At 73.3% G+C, this 15,613-nt stretch carries 14 protein-coding genes and 1 pseudogene; 2 read left to right on the top strand and 13 right to left on the bottom strand.

The window, feature by feature from the left end:
• Nucleotides 1-15 precede the first annotated feature (15 nt).
• The 5 genes and pseudogenes from ASF89_RS04300 to ASF89_RS04285 all read right to left on the bottom strand — a co-directional run bounded on the left by ASF89_RS04300 (nt 16) and on the right by ASF89_RS04285 (nt 4,026).
• Entirely contained in the window at nt 16-405 is a 390-nt protein-coding gene (locus ASF89_RS04300; protein ID WP_055812283.1) for a DUF2256 and DUF3253 domain-containing protein, read from the bottom strand.
• Between the two features lie 83 nt (nt 406-488).
• Nucleotides 489-877 (bottom strand): annotated as a pseudogene (locus ASF89_RS04295) (RpiB/LacA/LacB family sugar-phosphate isomerase); the annotation flags it as partial.
• A gap of 1 nt (nt 878) precedes the next feature.
• Nucleotides 879-1,127, bottom strand: a 249-nt coding sequence (locus ASF89_RS16060) for an RpiB/LacA/LacB family sugar-phosphate isomerase (RefSeq protein WP_235483976.1), incomplete at its 3' end; no start/stop codon positions are given.
• Nucleotides 1,124-2,863 carry a dihydroxyacetone kinase family protein gene (locus ASF89_RS04290; protein WP_055812278.1) on the bottom strand — a complete coding sequence of 580 codons (1,740 nt, stop codon included), beginning with the start codon at nt 2,861-2,863 and terminating at the stop codon, nt 1,124-1,126. The genes ASF89_RS16060 and ASF89_RS04290, both read right to left, overlap by 4 nt.
• The gene (locus ASF89_RS04285) at nt 2,860-4,026 is read right to left on the bottom strand and encodes a zinc-binding dehydrogenase (RefSeq protein WP_055800563.1); all 1,167 of its coding nucleotides are present in this window, start codon (nt 4,024-4,026) and stop codon (nt 2,860-2,862) included. Before ASF89_RS04285 ends, ASF89_RS04290 begins: the two co-directional genes overlap by 4 nt.
• A gap of 173 nt (nt 4,027-4,199) precedes the next feature.
• On the opposite strand from ASF89_RS04285, the gene ASF89_RS04280 reads away from it, so the two are divergent.
• A complete protein-coding gene (locus ASF89_RS04280) occupies nt 4,200-5,207 on the top strand; it encodes a sugar-binding transcriptional regulator (RefSeq protein ID WP_200913486.1) in 1,008 nt (335 codons plus the stop codon).
• 92 nt (nt 5,208-5,299) lie between these two features.
• Here ASF89_RS04280 and ASF89_RS16280 read toward each other — a convergent pair whose 3' ends face one another.
• The 3 genes from ASF89_RS16280 to ASF89_RS04270 form a co-directional block, all read right to left on the bottom strand.
• Nucleotides 5,300-5,446 (bottom strand): hypothetical protein, encoded by a 147-nt coding sequence (locus ASF89_RS16280; protein WP_369814527.1) that lies wholly within the window; start codon nt 5,444-5,446, stop codon nt 5,300-5,302.
• Between the two features lie 24 nt (nt 5,447-5,470).
• On the bottom strand, nt 5,471-6,415 hold the full coding sequence (locus tag ASF89_RS04275; RefSeq protein WP_369814526.1) for an FAD-dependent oxidoreductase: 945 nt from the start codon (nt 6,413-6,415) through the stop codon (nt 5,471-5,473).
• A gap of 235 nt (nt 6,416-6,650) precedes the next feature.
• Nucleotides 6,651-7,622, bottom strand: coding sequence for a ribokinase (locus ASF89_RS04270; RefSeq protein ID WP_055812275.1), 972 nt, complete (start codon nt 7,620-7,622; stop codon nt 6,651-6,653).
• 422 nt (nt 7,623-8,044) lie between these two features.
• Here ASF89_RS04270 and ASF89_RS04265 point away from each other — a divergent pair, with 422 nt between their 5' ends.
• On the top strand, nt 8,045-8,563 hold the full coding sequence (locus ASF89_RS04265) for a hypothetical protein (protein ID WP_055812272.1): 519 nt from the start codon (nt 8,045-8,047) through the stop codon (nt 8,561-8,563).
• A 350-nt stretch (nt 8,564-8,913) separates the two neighbouring features.
• On the opposite strand, the gene ASF89_RS04260 is transcribed toward ASF89_RS04265, so the two are convergent.
• From ASF89_RS04260 to hutU, 5 genes are read right to left on the bottom strand one after another with little or no spacing between them, the layout of a single operon-like run.
• Nucleotides 8,914-9,639, bottom strand: a complete 726-nt coding sequence (locus ASF89_RS04260; protein WP_082489769.1) for a HutD family protein — start codon at nt 9,637-9,639, stop codon at nt 8,914-8,916.
• Nucleotides 9,639-10,841: an imidazolonepropionase gene (gene hutI, locus ASF89_RS04255; RefSeq protein ID WP_055812265.1), complete on the bottom strand. Its 1,203-nt coding sequence runs from the start codon at nt 10,839-10,841 to the stop codon at nt 9,639-9,641. Before hutI ends, ASF89_RS04260 begins: the two co-directional genes overlap by 1 nt.
• A 14-nt stretch (nt 10,842-10,855) precedes the next feature.
• A complete protein-coding gene (locus ASF89_RS04250) occupies nt 10,856-12,367 on the bottom strand; it encodes an amidohydrolase family protein (protein ID WP_082489768.1) in 1,512 nt (503 codons plus the stop codon).
• A complete protein-coding gene (locus tag ASF89_RS04245; protein ID WP_082489767.1) occupies nt 12,364-13,713 on the bottom strand; it encodes an allantoate amidohydrolase in 1,350 nt (449 codons plus the stop codon). The genes ASF89_RS04250 and ASF89_RS04245 overlap by 4 nt, the downstream gene beginning before the upstream one ends.
• Nucleotides 13,697-15,442, bottom strand: a complete 1,746-nt coding sequence (gene hutU / locus ASF89_RS04240; protein WP_082489830.1) for a urocanate hydratase — start codon at nt 15,440-15,442, stop codon at nt 13,697-13,699. Before hutU ends, ASF89_RS04245 begins: the two co-directional genes overlap by 17 nt.
• Nucleotides 15,443-15,613: the final 171 nt, after the last annotated feature.

The following is a 15,613-nucleotide window of genomic DNA, read 5'->3' as shown; positions in this document are numbered from 1 at the left end:
CGGTGGCGCGGACCGTCAGGGGCGGTGGCGGCGGATGCGGATCGGGCCCTTGGCGGTCGACGGGTCGACGACCGAGCCGCCCTGCGTGATGTCGACCTCGCCAGCGGCGACGAGGCGTCGGGCCGCCCGACGGACGGGCTCCATCAGGCCGCGCCAGGCGTCTTCGTCGTCGGGGTGAAGCGAGCGCGCCACGTCGGAGGGGCAGATGCTCGACGACGCCGCCCGAGCGGCGAGCAGGTCGCGGATGCGCTGCTCGAGCTCGCGATCCCGAGCGGTCACCTTGTGCTTGCGGCACGCGTCGCTGCAGTAGGCCACGTCGTCCCAGTTCGACGCCCACTTCTTGCGCCATTCGATGCGTCGACCGCACGAGCGGCAGGTCTTCGATTCGGGTGTCGCAGGGCTCATGCTGACAGTCAACGCGGCGGAGGCTGCGAGCGTTCCCGCTCGGCGCCTCCGCCGCGTCGACGAGGTCGTGCCGGTCGTGCCGGTCAGGCGTCGAGGCCGACGGGCTGAGCGGAGCCGTCGTACTCGCAGATCGCCTGCACCTTCTCGGCCGAGGCGCTCGAGGTGTCGAACTCGTAACCCAGCCACTCGCGCGCCATGCGCCGCGCGACCTCGAGTCCGACGACGCGCTGGCCCATGCAGAGCACCTGCGCGTCGTTCGAGAGCACGCTGCGCTCGACCGAGAACGAGTCGTGCGCCGTGACCGCGCGGATGCCGGGCACCTTGTTCGCCGCGATCGCGACGCCGAGACCGGTGCCGCAGATCAGGATCGCCCGGTCGGCCTTCCCGTCGGCGACCATGCGCGCCGCGTCGACCGCGACATGCGGGTAAGCGGTGTGGCCAACGCGGCCGACGCCGGGAACTGCACGACGGCNCGCCGCGATCGCGACGCCGAGACCGGTGCCGCAGATCAGGATCGCCCGGTCGGCCTTCCCGTCGGCGACCATGCGCGCCGCGTCGACCGCGACATGCGGGTAAGCGGTGTGGCCGTCGGCGTCGACCCCGACGTCGGTGACGATCGACACGCGAGGGTCTTTCATCAGGTCGGCCTTGATGGCCTCCTTGTAGTCGAACCCGGCGTCGTCGGATCCGACGACGAGACGGTAGGTGCGGTCGGTGCTCATGATGATGCTCCTTCTCTCGAGACCGACGACGAGGTGAGGACCTCGCCGACCGTCGTGACGATCATTCCCATCGAGGTGGCCCCGGCGTCGGGGGTGCCGACGCTCTTCTCGGCCAGGGGACGGGCCCGGCCGACCTTCGGTCGCAGCCCGGCGGTCGCGGCGGCGGCGGAGACGGCGACCTCGGCCGCCGACCTCCAGGCCTCGTCGAGCTGGGCTCCTGCGTCGACCCTCTCGCGCAGCGACCGAGCGAACGGCAGGAGGGCGTCGAGCATGGTCTTGTCGCCCTCGCTCGCCCGACCGAGGTCGACGATCGACTCGGCGAACGCATCGACCCCGTCGACGATCAGCGCGGCGGGGTACGCGTCGCGCTCGTCGGTCAGCGACGCCGCGAGCGCCTCGAGGGCCGAACCCCAGAGGACGCCGGAGGTGCCGCCCGCGTGCTCCGCCCAGGCCAGACCGGCGCGACCGAGCAGCCACGCGCCTCCGGCACGACCGTCGACGCCTTCGACGCGCTTGACGGCCGCGCCGATGCCCTTGAGCATGCCGCGCCCGTGGTCGCCGTCGCCGGCCACCGCGTCGATGCGCCCGAGGGTCTCTTCTTCACGGCGGAGCAGATCGTGGATCGCGCCGAGGGCCGTGCGGACCGTGTCGCCGAGACGGACGGCTGCGTCGGTCGCGTCGGGCGCGGTGTCGTCGGCGCCGGCAGCGATCTCGTCGGGAGACGGGACGACCAGCGCGTCGAGCGGCGCCCGCAGCTTGCGGTACGCGGGTGTGTAGGCATCAGCGCGCCACAGACGCTCGAGCTCGTCGTCGAGCCACTGCAGCGTGAGCGAGACCCCGCCCATGTCGAGGCTGGTGACCAGCTCGCCCACCTCGGGCTCGACGACCTCGACCCCGGCGTCGGCCAGACGCCGGGCGATGTGCCCCCACAGCAGGAAGAGCTCTTCGTACTTCGTCGTGCCGAGTCCGTTGAGGATCGGAGCGACCCTCGAGGAGGCGCGGGCCGGCCGGTCGACCAGCAGACGGTCGACGAACAGGTCGGCCAGGTCGGTCGCCCGCATCAGCTCGACGTCGCGGATGCCGGGTTCGCCGTGGATGCCGAGACCGAGTCCGAGATGCCCCTCGGGGACCTCGAAGAGCGGCTCGGTCGCACCCGGCATCGTGCAGCCCGAGAACGCGACGCCGAGGGTGCGGGTCGCCTCGTTCGACGCGACGCCGATGCGCTCGACCTCGTCGAGCGACGCCCCCTCGGCTGCTGCGGCACCCATGGCCTTGAACACCGAGAAGTCGCCGGCGATGCCGCGGCGCTTCGAGACCTCGTCGGCCGACGCGATGTCGTCGGTGACGACGACGATGCGCGTGTCGATGCCCTCTTTGCGGAGGCGCTCGGCGGCGATGCCGAAGTTCATCGTGTCTCCGGCGTAGTTGCCGAAGCTGAAGACGACGCCGCGCCCCTGATCGGCGGCCTTCGCCACCGAGTAGGCCTGGGCGGCCGACGGCGAGGTGAAGATGTTGCCGACGACGGCGCCCGTGGCGAGACCGGGGCCGACGGTGCCGCTGAAGGCGGGGTAGTGACCCGAGCCGCCGCCGATGACGACGGCGACCTGCGGTTCAGCCTGACCGCGATGGGAGACGACGCCGCCCGGGACCCCCCGGAGGCGGTCGGCGTAGAGCGCGAGGAACCCGGTCAGCTGATCGTCGGCGAACTCGTCGGGGTCGTCGTAGATCGTGGTCATGCGGTGACGGCGCTCGAGGTGGTGGCCTCGGTCAGACCGGGGACGATGCTGACCTTGACCGAGCCGCCCTGGCTGTCGGCGACGAGGTCGAGCGCGGCCTGGAACTGGTCGAGGGGGAACTGGTGCGTGCAGATCTCGTCCATCGGGAGCTTGTCGGCTTCGAGCAGCTTGATGGCCGCGGGCCAGCAGTGGGGGCCGAGGTGGGCGCCGAGCACGTTGAGCTCTTTGTCGTCGCTGATGATCGACCAGTCGACCGAGGCGTTCGAACCGAAGACGGAGTACTCGACGTACGTGCCGAGCTTGCGGAGGATGTTGAGACCCTGCGACACGGCCGACGGGTGCCCCGTGGCCTCGATGTAGACGTCGGCGCCGTAGCCGTCGGTGAGGCTCTTGACCGTCGCGACGGCGTCCTCCTCGGTGATGTTGATCGTGAGGTCGGCGCCGGCCTTCTTCGCGAGCGCCAGCTTCTCGTCGGACATGTCGAGGGCGATGACCATCTTCGGGTTCTTCTGGCGGGTGCCGGCGATCGCGCCGAGGCCGATGGGGCCCGCGCCGGCGATGACGACGACGTCGTCGAACTGGATGCTGCCGCGCTCGACCGCGTGCATCGCGCACGAGAGCGGCTCGGCGAACGCGGCGACGTGCGGCGCGAGGTCGCGGCTGACCGGGTGGGTCAGAGCGCGGGTGGGGACGAGGACGTACTCGGCCATGGCCCCGTCGAAGCCCTTGAAGCCGAACATGTCGTGGGGGCCGCACATCCAGTACGCACCCATGAGGCAGTAGCGGCACTCCCAGCAGGGGACGATCTGCTCGCACGCGATGCGGTCGCCGAGGGCGACGCCGCGCTTGGCGAGGGCGCCGTCGTCGCCCTGGACGACCGTGCCGACGAACTCGTGACCGGCGACGCGATCGCGCTCGGCCCAGGCCGGGCGGTTCTCGTCGCCCCAGAACTTGGCGGCGCCGTGGTAGCACTTCAGGTCGGAGGCGCAGACGCCGACGGCGTCGACCTTGAGCAGCAGCTCGCCGGGGCCGGGGGTGGGGACGGGGACCGTGTCGAGCCGGTAGTCCTCAGGCCCGTGGACCACGACCGCCTTCATGGTCGTCGGGATGCCGCCCGTGTCGGGAGCGGACGGGGTCGTGGTCTCAGTGGTCGTCGTCGACATGGGGTCCTCCTGAAGGTGATGGGGCCGTGGCGAGACGACCCGGCCGCGTCGATGCGGCCACGGATCGAGATTACAACGTCCAGAACAGAAGTCAAGAACACAATTTCCGCTACCGGTCGGGAGGATAGGATCGATCATCGTCGAGCAGGCGCCGTCGGGCGCGAGGAGGCCCCGTGAGCGACAGCCCCACCACCGACGTCGAGTCGGACGCCGCCGCGTCGGCGAGCGCCGCCGGTCAGCGCTCGGGCCGTTTCTCGATCGACAGCGTCTACCAGGCCGCCCGCATGTACTACGTCGAGGAGGCCACGCAGGTCGAGATCGCCTCGCGCCTGGGCGTCTCGCGACCGACGGTCAGCCGCCTCGTCGCCGAGGCCCGGCGACTGGGTCTCGTCCGCATCGAGGTCACCGACCCGTACCACGACGAGAACATCGAGCTCGGAGCGCAGCTCAAGTCGGCCCTCGGGCTGCAGGACGTCTGGCTGTCGGCGACGACGCATGCCACCACGCTCGGCGACAACCTCTCGGAGGCCGTCGCCGCGGCTCTCGAGAACATGTCGCTGAAGGCCGGCGACGTGCTGCTCGTCTCGTCGGGTCGCACGATGCACGAGGTCGCGCAGGGGGTGCTGCCGCCGCTGCCGGGCGTGCAGCTCGCCCCGACCGTCGGCGGTCTGACGGAGCCCTCGCCCTGGTTCCAGACGAACGAGATCACGCTCCGCGCGGCCGAGCGCAGCGGCGGGTTCCCGTCGTTCCTGTTCGCTCAGGCCCTGCCGAGCGTCGACATGCGGCGCTCGCTCGACGACGACCCGGCCTTCCAGCACGTCGTCGGCCTGTGGGAGACCGCGAAGGGCGCCCTGCTCGGCATCGGCGCCCCGACCGTGACCCGCGACACCATCTCGCGCTTCATCCCCGTCGCCGAGGGCAGCTTCGACGACGCCGTGGGCGACGTCTGCCTCAACTTCTTCGACGCCGCGGGCGAGGCGCTCGAGTTCCCCGGCAGCGATCGCGTCGTCCGCACCTCCCGCGCGGTGCTGCAGCACATCCCGCACGCCGTCGGGGTCGCGGTCGGTCCCGAGAAGGTGCCGAGCATCCTCGGCGCCGTGCGGGCCCGCCTCGTCAACGAGCTCGTCACCGACACCGTGACGGCCCGCGCCCTCCTGGCCGAGTCGACCCGCGCCTCCTGAGTCGGACGCACCCCTCGAGCCGGGCCGCGCCTCCTGAGCCGGGCCGCGCCTCCTGAGCCTGCCCGCGCCTCCTCAGCCCGTCGCCCCCGACGTCAACGCCGCCCGAGCAGGCGGAAGCGCTCGGGCCCCTCGCCGTCCTCGACCAGATCGACGAGGATCTCGCCGACGAGAGGCGTGAACTTGAACCCGTGCCCCGAGAAGCCGGCGCCGATCACGAGCGGGCCGACGCGGTCGAGCACGAAGTCCTCGCTGTCGGTCGACGTCTACGTGCAGCTGATCGGATCGGCCGTCTCGGCGTCGACCCCGGGCAGCCACTCGCGGGCGTACCGGCGGAGGGCCTCGAACTGCTCGGGCTCGGGCGAGTGGCTGCGGGCGTCGGGGTCGGTGACCGGCCCGGTGCCGTGCCAGCCCGCCTTGACCCCCTCGCCCGGCGTGAGCATGCCGTAGACCGGCCCGTACCACCAGCCGTCGGCGCCGCCGTCGGGATCGGGGCGGTGGTTGAAGCCGGGCCAGACCGCGTCGTCGTCGGTCACGCGGAAGTGCGCGGGCTGCTCCTGCGTGACCACGAGACGAGGGAGGCGCGCGAGACCCCCGACGAGACGCTCCGTCCACGCACCGGCCGTGACGACGACCCGGGGTGCGAGGTACTCCTCGTCGGCGGTGACGACGCGGGCGCGGTCGTCGCCTTCGATCTCGATGCGCTCGGCCGGTGTCGACCAGCGGATCTCGGCTCCCACGCCGGTCGCGACCCGTTCGAAGGCGGCGAGGGCGTCGGCGGCGCGGATGCGACCGCTGTCGGGCACCCAGAGCACGTCGGTCTCGAACCGGAGACCCGTCCATCGCCGACCCGCGTCACCGGGCGTGACGAACTCGCTGTCGACGCCCCGCTCGGCGTGCAGCTCGCGCATGCGGCGCAGCATGTCGGGGCGACCGTGGTTGACGACCCCGACGAGGTCGAGCAGCGGGGTGTCCGACACGAGCGCGAGCTCGTCCCACAGGGTTCGGGCGCGCGCGACGAGGTCGACGTACTCGCCGTCGTCGTAGGCGATGTTGAGATTGCGGGTGGAGCCGTGCGAGGCGCCGTGGTGGTGACCGCGCTCGAAGCGCTCGAGCAGGACGACGTCGTGCCCGCGGATCGCGGCCTGCCAGGCGGTCGCGAGCCCCATCGCGCCTCCTCCGACGACGACGAGATCGACGGTGCGTGCCATGGTGCGCCTCCTGGGGGTGGGTGCTGCGGGTGCGGGTGAGCGTGAGCGTGCGGCTGCGGGGTTCGGTGAGGATGCGGGGGTCGAGTGCGGCGGGTCGGCGTCCTCGACGGCGGGTCGGCGCTGACCCACCCCGGATGACGGGGACCCGCCGCAGCCCGGCCGGGCGCTCGGCCGGGTGCTCAGGCGGATCGGGCGCGGGCGGGTCCGGGAGCCGAGGAGGCGCGGGTCGCCTCGGTCAGTCGAGCGCGTCGACCTCGGCCCGGGTCGGGACGGAGCGCGCGGCCCCCTCGCGCCCGACGGCGACGGCCGCCGCCCGGGACGCCGTCTCGAGTGCGTCGACCCAGAGCTCGTCGTCGGCGAGCGACGCGACGACGTAGCCGATGAACGTGTCGCCGGCCGCGGTGGTGTCGACGGCCTCGATGCGGTGGGCCTCCTGCTCGATGGGGGTGCCCTCGCCGATCAGGACGGAGCCGTCGCCGCCGAAGGTGCAGAGCAGTCGGACTCCGAGCCGGTCGGCGAGCTTGGTCGCTGCGACGCGGAGGTCGTCGGCGGCCGTGCCGGCCTGCCCGTCGGCGGCGGCTGCGGTGGCGTCGGCGGTGGCGGTGTCGGCATCGGCATCGGCGGCGATGAGGTCGGCGAGCTCGCTGCGGTTGACGACGAGCAGGTCGAGGTCGTCGACGAGCGACAGCACGCGCGGGTCGGACGGCGCGGAGTTGAGCACGACCAGCGCACCCCGCTCGTGCCCGGCGCGGGCGGCGGCGGCGTTGACCTCGAACGGCACCTCGAGCTGCAGCACGACGATGTCGCCCTGCTGCACCGCGGCGAGGGAGGCGCGCACGGCGTCGACCTCGATCGCCCCGTTCGCGCCGGGGACGACGGTGATGAGGTTCTCGCCCGACGCGTCGACCGAGACGATCGCGCGGCCGGTCAGCTCGTGCTCGATCCGGGCCACACCCGAGGTGTCGATGCCCTCGGCCTCGAGTGCGGCGACGAGCTCGTCTCCGGCGGGGTCGCTGCCGACGGCCCCGACGAAGCGCACGATCGCGCCGGCACGACGGGCCGCGACCGCCTGGTTGGCGCCCTTGCCACCGAGCTCGCGGCGAGCGCTGGTGGCGGTGATGGTCTCGCCGGGAACGGCGTGCTTGACGACGGTGAGCCGGAGATCGTCGTTGACGCTGCCGACGACGTGGACGGTGTGCGGGGCCATGGTTCCTCCTGGTCGCGGCGCGGTGCGGGCGATCGACGTGGGACCCGTCGAGCCCGCGGGCGCCTCGGTGATGCTATCGCCGCCCGCTGCGCCATGACGCCAGGAGGTGGACACGACGCCACGTTCGACACCGGCGTCGTGTCCCTCTCCTGGCGCCGTGGGGCGGGCCTCCCTCGTCGTCGGCCCGACTCCCCGAAGAGGGCACAAACCGTCCGACCCCGCTGTGGCGAACTCGTGTCGGGTAAGCAATGCAACGGGACAGCCGCGTCGGATTCGGGTTCGGCGGGGTCTCCGGGCCGGTCCGCACGAAGTGATTCGCGCCTCCGGCCCGGCCAAGCCCCCACCGCCGACTCACTCTGCAGTCGCGCCGGAGACGACTCGCGAGGGATTCGCCACCGCCCGCCGGGCGTGAGTCTGGATCGATGAGCACCGTCGATCTGACCCTCCGCAGTCAGCTCCTCTGGTTCGGGGCGCTCCTGCTCGTCTCCGCCTCGATCATCGCCGCGATCGTCGTCGTCCCGATCGTGGCCGTGCAGGCGACGATCGAGGAGCCCGGCGAATACGGCGTCTGCAACGGCCTGGTCCCGAGGTGCCACGACGTGCCCCTCGAGACCATCGCCGACGCGAGCGGCATCGACTTCCCGTCGGGATCGGCGGTCGTGTCGTCCAGCGCGGTGCCGAGCTCGTTCATGGGGGTCGACCACCTCCAGGCGGTGGTCTCGGTGCCCGACGGCTCGATGCCCCTCGAGGCGGTCGTCGACCTGCCGCTGTCCCCGCGCACCGACGATTCGATCGTCGGATCGTCGCTCGAGGAGTGGGGTGCCGAGTCGATCGTGGTGCTCACCGACAGCACCGGATACCTGTCCGTCGGCCTCGGCACCACGCCGGGGGCCCGCCCGGACCTCGTCTCGGTCTGGAAGCGCCTCAGCAGTCGAAGCTGACCCGTCGTCCTCGGGCGCTCTGCCGGGCGACGGCGCCGAGTGGTCAGAAGACGCTCTTCGTCCGAGGATGAAGGGCATCTTCAGACCACTTGCTCTGCGGCCCGGGGCTCGAGGGCGGGGCGGGCAGGCTCGCGGTGCTGTCACGCACCTCCGCGTGATAGCCGGGGAGCGCGCACTCCCCCGAGCGACGGACCGGGCAGCGGCGTCGAGTGGTCAGAAGATGCCCTTCGATCGAGGATGACGGGCATCTTCTGACCACTCGATCTCCGGCCCGGGACTCGAGGGCGGAGCCACGCTCTGGCGGCGCTATTACGCACCTATGCGTAATAGCCGGAGAGCGCGCACTCCGCCTAGGAGGCGCGGGTCGGCTCGATCACGGCCAGCGCGATGACCGCGGCTCGTCCGGTCACCGGCACCGCGCCTCCTGGAGGGATGACGAGTGCGTCGTGCACGATGAGCAGGCCGTGGGCGGCTGACGAGACCTCGCCCTCCACGACGACAGCGACCGTCCAGGCCGAGGCCGAGCCGAGCGAGCCGGATGAGCCGAGCGAGCCGGTCGAGACGGTCGAGCCGGTCGAGCCCGTCGAGCCGGTCGAGCCGGTCGAGCCGGTCGAGCCGGTCGAGCCGAGCGTCAGCTCGCCGTCGAGGCGGTGCGCGGCGAGCGTGCCGACGGCCGCACCTCGGACCGTCATCAGGTTGAGGTCGAGCCCGCGGGTCGTCACGTCGACCGCCTCGACGGCCGACTCCCCGGCGAAGGGGAGCACGTCGAACGCCTCACCCCGCACCCGCCGGCCGTCGATCACGAGATCGAGACCGGCGGGCGAGAGGGGCATGAGGAGGCGGTCGACTCCCGCGAACTGGGAGAACGGAGCCGCGCGGTCGATCGTCGCGATGCTCACGCGCCAGGCCGGCTCAGTCGCCCGACGCGCCCCGACCCTGACGTCGGGCGACGCCTCGGCTACGACGGTCGTCGTGCCCGCACCGTTCCGCCACGGCACGACCTGTCGCTCCAGGGCTCGCAGCACCCGCGGCTCGGCACCCGCAGCACCAGCCCCAGCACCCGCCCCCGCACTCATCAGAACGCGCGCCCCGCCACGCGCTCCCCGCCGCGCCAGACGGCCTCCACCAGCGGCACCCCCGGCCGGTACGCCAGGTGCACGTACGACGGCGCGTCGAGCACGACGAGGTCCGCCGCCGCACCCACCGCCAGGTGCCCGACGTCGGTGCGGCGCAGCGCGGCCGCTCCCCCGGCGGTCGCCGACCAGAGAGCCTCCGCCGGGGTCATCCGCATGTCGCGCACCGCCACCGCGATGCAGAACGGCAGGCTCGTCGTGTAGCTCGATCCCGGGTTGCAGTCGGCCGCCAGGGCCACCGTCGCCCCGGCCGCCAGCAGCCGTCGGGCGTCGGGGTAGACGGCCCGCGTCGAGAACTCGGCCCCGGGCAGGAGGGTCGCGACCGTCGTGGACCCGGCCAGCGCCTCCACGTCGTCGTCGCTCGCGTACGTCACGTGATCCGCCGAGGCCGCGCCGAGCTCGACGGCCAGCTGGATCCCTCCGCCCGGCGCGAGCTGACCGGCGTGGAGGCGCGGTGTCAGCCCCGCCGCCCTCCCCGCCGTGAGGATGGCGCGCGTCTGGTCGACGTCGAACGCCCCGACGTCGCAGAACACGTCGATCCACCTCGCCAGGGGCGCGCAGGCGTCGAGCATCTCGCCGACCACCAGCGCGACGTAGTCGTCGGCCCGCCCGGCGAACTCGGCGGGCACGACGTGCGCCCCGAGGAAGGTCGACTCGGTCGTCACCGTGCGGACGGCCTCGAGACTCCGTCGCTCGTCGTCGACGCTGAGCCCGTAGCCCGACTTGCTCTCGATCGTCGTGGTGCCCTGCCGCAGCGCCTCGTCGGCGAGACGCCGCACCGAGCCGGCCAGGTCGGCGTCGCTCGCCGCCCGCGTGTGCGCGACCGTGCTGCGGATCCCGCCGGCCGAGTACGACTCCCCCGCCATCCGCGCCGCGAACTCGTCCGAGCGGTCGCCCGCGAAGGCGAGGTGGTTGTGACTGTCGACGAACCCGGGGACGACCGCACGACCACCGAGGTCGATCACGTCGTCGGCCGTCGACGAAGGCAGGTCGGCCGCGGGCCCCGACCAGAGCACGCGGTCGCCGTCGAGCAGGATCGCCGCATCGAGCACGACGCCGAGCGGCCCGCTCGACTCCTCGGCGTGGTCGTGCGCGGGGTCGTTCGTGACCAGCTGCGAGATGCCGGTCAGGGCGGTGACGGTCATGCGGAGGGGTCCTCTCAGCGGGGTTCGGAAGCCGTGGAGACGGCGGCGGGCGCAGCATCGCCCCGCGGCGCCTCAGGCGGCAGGACGGCGGCGATCGCGGTGCGCAGGGCCGCGCCCGGAGAGGCCACCCGGGCATGCGCCCCGTCGCGCACGACGACCTCGCCGCCGACGACGACGGTCGCCACGTCGGCCGCGGTCGCGCCGAACACGATCGACTCGAGCAGCGAGCCGCGCCGGGCGTCGGCCAGGCGCACCGAGTCGAGCGACACCGTGACGAAGTCCGCGAGCGCGCCGGGCTCGAGCAGCCCGGCGTCGTCCCAGCCGAGCGACCGGGCGCCCTCGACGGTCGCGGCCGACAGCAGCGCGTCGGCGCCGAACCAGCCGCGCCGGTTGCTGACGAGACGCTGTCCGGTCTCGATGCCCCGCGCCTCCTCGAACAGATCGATCACGGCGTGGCTGTCGCTGCCGACCGTGAGCGGCACGCCGGCCTCGACCAGCGCACCGGCCGGACCGATGCCGTCGGCGAGATCGCGCTCGGTCGTGACGCAGAAGCAGGCCCAGGCGTCGCCGGCCGCGAGGTCGGCCACGTCGTCGGCGGTCAGATGGGTGGCGTGCACGGCGGTGGCCCGGTGGTCGAGCACGCCGTGTCGGCGCAGCACCGCGACGGGGGTGGAGCCGAGGAGGCGCGCGCAGTCCGCGTTCTCAGCCGGCTGCTCCGAGACGTGCACGTGCAGCGGGGCGTCGTGCGCATGAGCCCACGCGGCGATCGTGGCCAGGTCGCGTTCCGGCACCGCCCGCACGGAGTGCACCGCCGCGCCGACCACGACGGCCGGACCGCTGAGCGCCTCGCGGACGGCGGTCGCCCGCTCGGCCCAGGCCGCGCCGGTGCCGTCGCCGAAGCGGATCTGCGCCGGCGAGAGCGGCACGTGCGCCGGCTCGGCGGAGGGATCGGCAGCAGGCTCGGCGGAGGCGTCGGCGGACGCCTCGGCATCGACCTCGGCAGCGGACCCGGTCGCCGGCGCGAACCCGCCGACGAGGTAGCACGTGTCGAGCAGCGTCAGGCGGATCCCCGCGGTCGCCGCCGCCCGGGCGAGGGCCCGCGACATGGCGATCGGGTCGTCGTGGGGGCTGCCGTCGGCGGTGTGGTGGACGTAGTGGAACTCGCCCACGGTCGTCACCCCGGCGAGGACCATCTCGGTGAAGGCGGCGGTCGCGAGGGTCTCGTAGTTCGCGGGGGTCAGGCGCCCGGCGACCGAGTACATCACGTCGCGCCAGGTCCAGAAGCTGCCGCTGCCGACCTGGGTCCGTCCCCGCAGCGCCCGGTGGAACGCGTGCGAATGGGCGTTGACGAGACCCGGGAGCGTCACGCCGCGCAGCTCGATCGAGCCCGCCGGAGGCGCGACCCCGTCGACGCCCGCCGCGACGATGCGGTCGGCGGCGACCTCGATGACGACGCCGTGCCGCACGTCGCCGACCCCGGTCCACAGGTGCTCCGCCCAGAACGTCGCCGTGCCCGCCGCGCTCATGACCCGGACCCGCCCGCTCCCGTGCCCGCGCCCGCGCCGCCGTGGTGCGTCGTCGTCCCGGTCGCCCCGGCCGGCACGACCTCGAGGGGGGCGACGAGCAGGTCGCGCAGCACGATCGTGAGGGCCTCGACGCCGTCGACGCAGTCCTCCGCCTCGGCGTGCTCGACCGGGCTGTGACTGATGCCGGTGGGGTTCCGGACGAAGAGCATCGCCGTGGGCACCCGCGACGCGAGGATCCCGGCGTCGTGCCCGGCCGCCGTCGGCAGGGTGGGCGCCCCGATCGACGCGGCGCCGAGCGACGCCCGCAGCCGATCGCTCAGCGAGGCGTCGAAGTCGACCACGGGGGTGAAGCTGTCGTTCTCGACGGTGAGGCGGACGCCGTGGCCGGCCGCCGCCTCCTCGGCGAACCTCTGCAGGTCGTCGACGAGACGGGTCACCCCGCTCTGCTCGGGCCCGCGGGCGTCGAGCCAGGCGTCGACCCGCGACGGGATCGCGTTCGTGCCGTTCGGGTCGACGCGGACCCGGCCGAAGGTCGTGACCGCCTGAGCCTCGGCCGCGAGGCGGCGGGCGGCGCCGACGACCTCGGCGAACGGCAGCATCGGGTCGTGACGGTCGACGAGTCGCGTGGTGCCGGCGTGGTTGCCCTCGCCCTCGAAGCAGAAGTGCCACCGGCCGTGCGGCAGGATCGAGCTGGCCACCCCGACCGACTCGTCGCCGAGCGCCAGGTGGCGGCCCTGCTCGACGTGCAGCTCGACGAAGACCCCGATGCGGGCGAGCGCCGCCTCGTCGAGACCGACGTGCTCGGGGGCGTGCCCGGCCGCCGACATCGCGTCGGCGAGGGTGGTGCCGTCGTCGTCGGTCAGCGAGAGCGCGTGCCCGGCGTCGACCGCGCCGGTCATCAACCGCGAGCCGAGGCAGGCGAGGCCGAACCGGGCGCCCTCCTCCTCGACGAAGTTGACGACGGCGAGCGGTCGCGCGGGCACCACGCCCGCAGCCCGCAGCGCGTCGACGGCGAGCAGGGCGCTGACGACGCCGAGCGGCCCGTCGAACGCCCCGCCGCCGGGCACGCTGTCGAGGTGGCTGCCGGTGACGACGGCGCCGTCGGCCGGCGCGCCCCACCAGGCCCACTGGTTGCCGTTGCGGTCGACCTCCACCTCGAGCCCCCGCCGGGTCGCCTCGGCGGCGAACCACTCGCGGAGCCCGAGGTCGACGCCGGTCCACGAGAACCGGTCGTAGCCGCCCGAACGCGGATCGCGACCCACGCCCTCGAGGTCGCCCCAGACGCCGTCGAAGGAGGTGCGCAGCCGGGTCCGCTCGACGGTCGCCCCGCTACGGGCGAGGGCCATCGACGGTGCCCTCGGTCGCGTCGGCCGCGAAGCTCTCGGTCGCAGCGCTCTCGGTCGCAGCGCTCTCGGAGACGGCGCCCGCGCCTCCTCGGTCCTGCTCGCGCATCGGGATGCGCACGCCGCGCTCGGCCGCGACGTCGACGGCCCGCTCGTACCCGGCGTCGGCGTGGCGGATGACGCCCATGCCCGGGTCGGCGACGAGCACGCGCCCGAGCTTCTCGGCGGCGAGGTCGGTGCCGTCGGCGACGATGACCTGACCGGCGTGGATCGAGCGGCCCATGCCGACGCCGCCGCCCTGGTGGATCGACACCCAGGTGGCGCCCGATGCGACGTTCACCATGGCGTTCAGCAGCGGCCAGTCGGCGATCGCGTCGGAGCCGTCGAGCATGGCCTCGGTCTCGCGGTAGGGCGACGCGACCGAGCCCGAGTCGAGGTGGTCGCGACCGATCACGATCGGCGCCGACAGCTCGCCCGAGGCGACCATCTCGTTGAACTTGAGACCGGCCAGGTGGCGTTCGCCGTAGCCGAGCCAGCAGATGCGGGCGGGCAGACCCTGGAACGCCACGCGCTCCCCCGCCATCGTGATCCACTTCCGGAGGGACTCGTTCTCGGGGAACAGCTCGAGGATCGCCTTGTCGGTCGCCGCGATGTCGGCCGGGTCGCCCGAGAGCGCCGCCCAGCGGAACGGTCCCTTGCCCTCGGCGAAGAGCGGGCGGATGTAGGCCGGCACGAAGCCGGGGAACGCGAAGGCGCGATCGTAGCCGGCGGTCTGCGCCTCGCCGCGGATGCTGTTGCCGTAGTCGAAGACGACGGCGCCGGCGTCCTGGAACCCGACCATCGCCTCGACGTGGGCCCGCATGGCGGCCCGCGAGCGCAGGGTGAAGTCGGCGGGGTCGGCGGCGGCCTCGGCGGCCATGTCCTCGAAGCGGGTGCCGATCGGCAGGTACGAGAGCGGGTCGTGCGCCGACGTCTGGTCGGTGACGATGTCGATGGGCGCCTTGCGGGCCAGCAGCTCGGGCACCATCTCGGCGGCGTTGCCGACGACGCCGATCGAGAGGGGCCGCTTCTCGTCGCGGGCGGCGATGGCCAGCTCGAGGGCCTCGTCGAGGCTCGACGCGGCGACGTCGAGGTAGCGGTGCTCGACGCGGCGGTCGATGCGGGTGCGGTCGACGTCGATGCAGAGGGCGACGCCGTCGTTCATGGTCACGGCCAGCGGCTGCGCGCCTCCCATGCCCCCCACTCCGGCGGTGAGCGTGATCGTCCCGGCGAGGGTGCCGCCGAAGCTGGCGTCCGCGACGGCCGAGAAGGTCTCGTAGGTGCCCTGCAGGATCCCCTGCGTGCCGATGTAGATCCACGAGCCGGCCGTCATCTGGCCGTACATCATGAGGCCCATGGCGTCGAGCTTGCGGAAGTCCTCCCAGTTGGCCCAGTCGCCGACCAGGTTCGAGTTGGCGATCAGCACGCGCGGCGACCACTCGTTGGTGCGGAAAACGCCGACCGGCTTGCCCGACTGGACGAGCATCGTCTCGTCGTCCTTCAGCGTCTTGAGCGTCGCGACCATCGCGTCGAACGCCTCCCAGCTGCGGGCGGCCTTGCCGGTGCCGCCGTAGACGACGAGGTCGTCGGGATGCTCGGCGACCTCGGGGTCGAGGTTGTTCATCAGCATGCGCAGGGCCGCCTCCTGCTGCCAGCCGAGGCAGCTGAGCTCGGTGCCGCGCGGAGCCCGCACGGGGCGCGGACCCGAGGAGGCGCGGGTCGCGTCGGTCGCCCCGGCGGGAGCCCCGGAGGCCGGGGTCGAGGAGGCGGTGGTGCCGGTGGATGCGGTGTCGATGGTCACGAGTGGTGCTTCCGTTCGGGGTCGATCTGCGGTTCAGGAGGAGGCGACGGGGTCGTCGGGGCG

This window comes from Frigoribacterium sp. Leaf172 (assembly GCF_001424285.1).
In the GTDB taxonomy this organism is placed as follows: Bacteria; Actinomycetota; Actinomycetes; order Actinomycetales; family Microbacteriaceae; genus Frigoribacterium.
Note: the sequence above shows the minus strand (reverse complement) of the source record. Positions and strands in the feature narration are given on the sequence as shown.

Bases quoted from the DNA above. Each gene is read 5' to 3' on its own strand.
- ASF89_RS04270 (WP_055812275.1), bottom strand. From the start codon at position 7,622: ATGGCCCCGCACACCGTCCACGTCGTCGGCAGCGTCAACGACGATCTC.
- ASF89_RS04265 (WP_055812272.1), top strand. From the start codon at position 8,045: ATGAGCACCGTCGATCTGACCCTCCGCAGTCAGCTCCTCTGGTTCGGG.
- ASF89_RS04275 (WP_369814526.1), bottom strand. From the start codon at position 6,415: ATGGCACGCACCGTCGATCTCGTCGTCGTCGGAGGAGGCGCGATGGGG.
- hutI (WP_055812265.1), bottom strand. From the start codon at position 10,841: ATGACCGTCACCGCCCTGACCGGCATCTCGCAGCTGGTCACGAACGAC.
- ASF89_RS04300 (WP_055812283.1), bottom strand. From the start codon at position 405: ATGAGCCCTGCGACACCCGAATCGAAGACCTGCCGCTCGTGCGGTCGA.
- ASF89_RS04245 (WP_082489767.1), bottom strand. From the start codon at position 13,713: ATGGCCCTCGCCCGTAGCGGGGCGACCGTCGAGCGGACCCGGCTGCGC.
- ASF89_RS04250 (WP_082489768.1), bottom strand. From the start codon at position 12,367: ATGAGCGCGGCGGGCACGGCGACGTTCTGGGCGGAGCACCTGTGGACC.
- ASF89_RS04290 (WP_055812278.1), bottom strand. From the start codon at position 2,863: ATGACCACGATCTACGACGACCCCGACGAGTTCGCCGACGATCAGCTG.
- ASF89_RS04260 (WP_082489769.1), bottom strand. From the start codon at position 9,639: ATGAGTGCGGGGGCGGGTGCTGGGGCTGGTGCTGCGGGTGCCGAGCCG.
- ASF89_RS04285 (WP_055800563.1), bottom strand. From the start codon at position 4,026: ATGTCGACGACGACCACTGAGACCACGACCCCGTCCGCTCCCGACACG.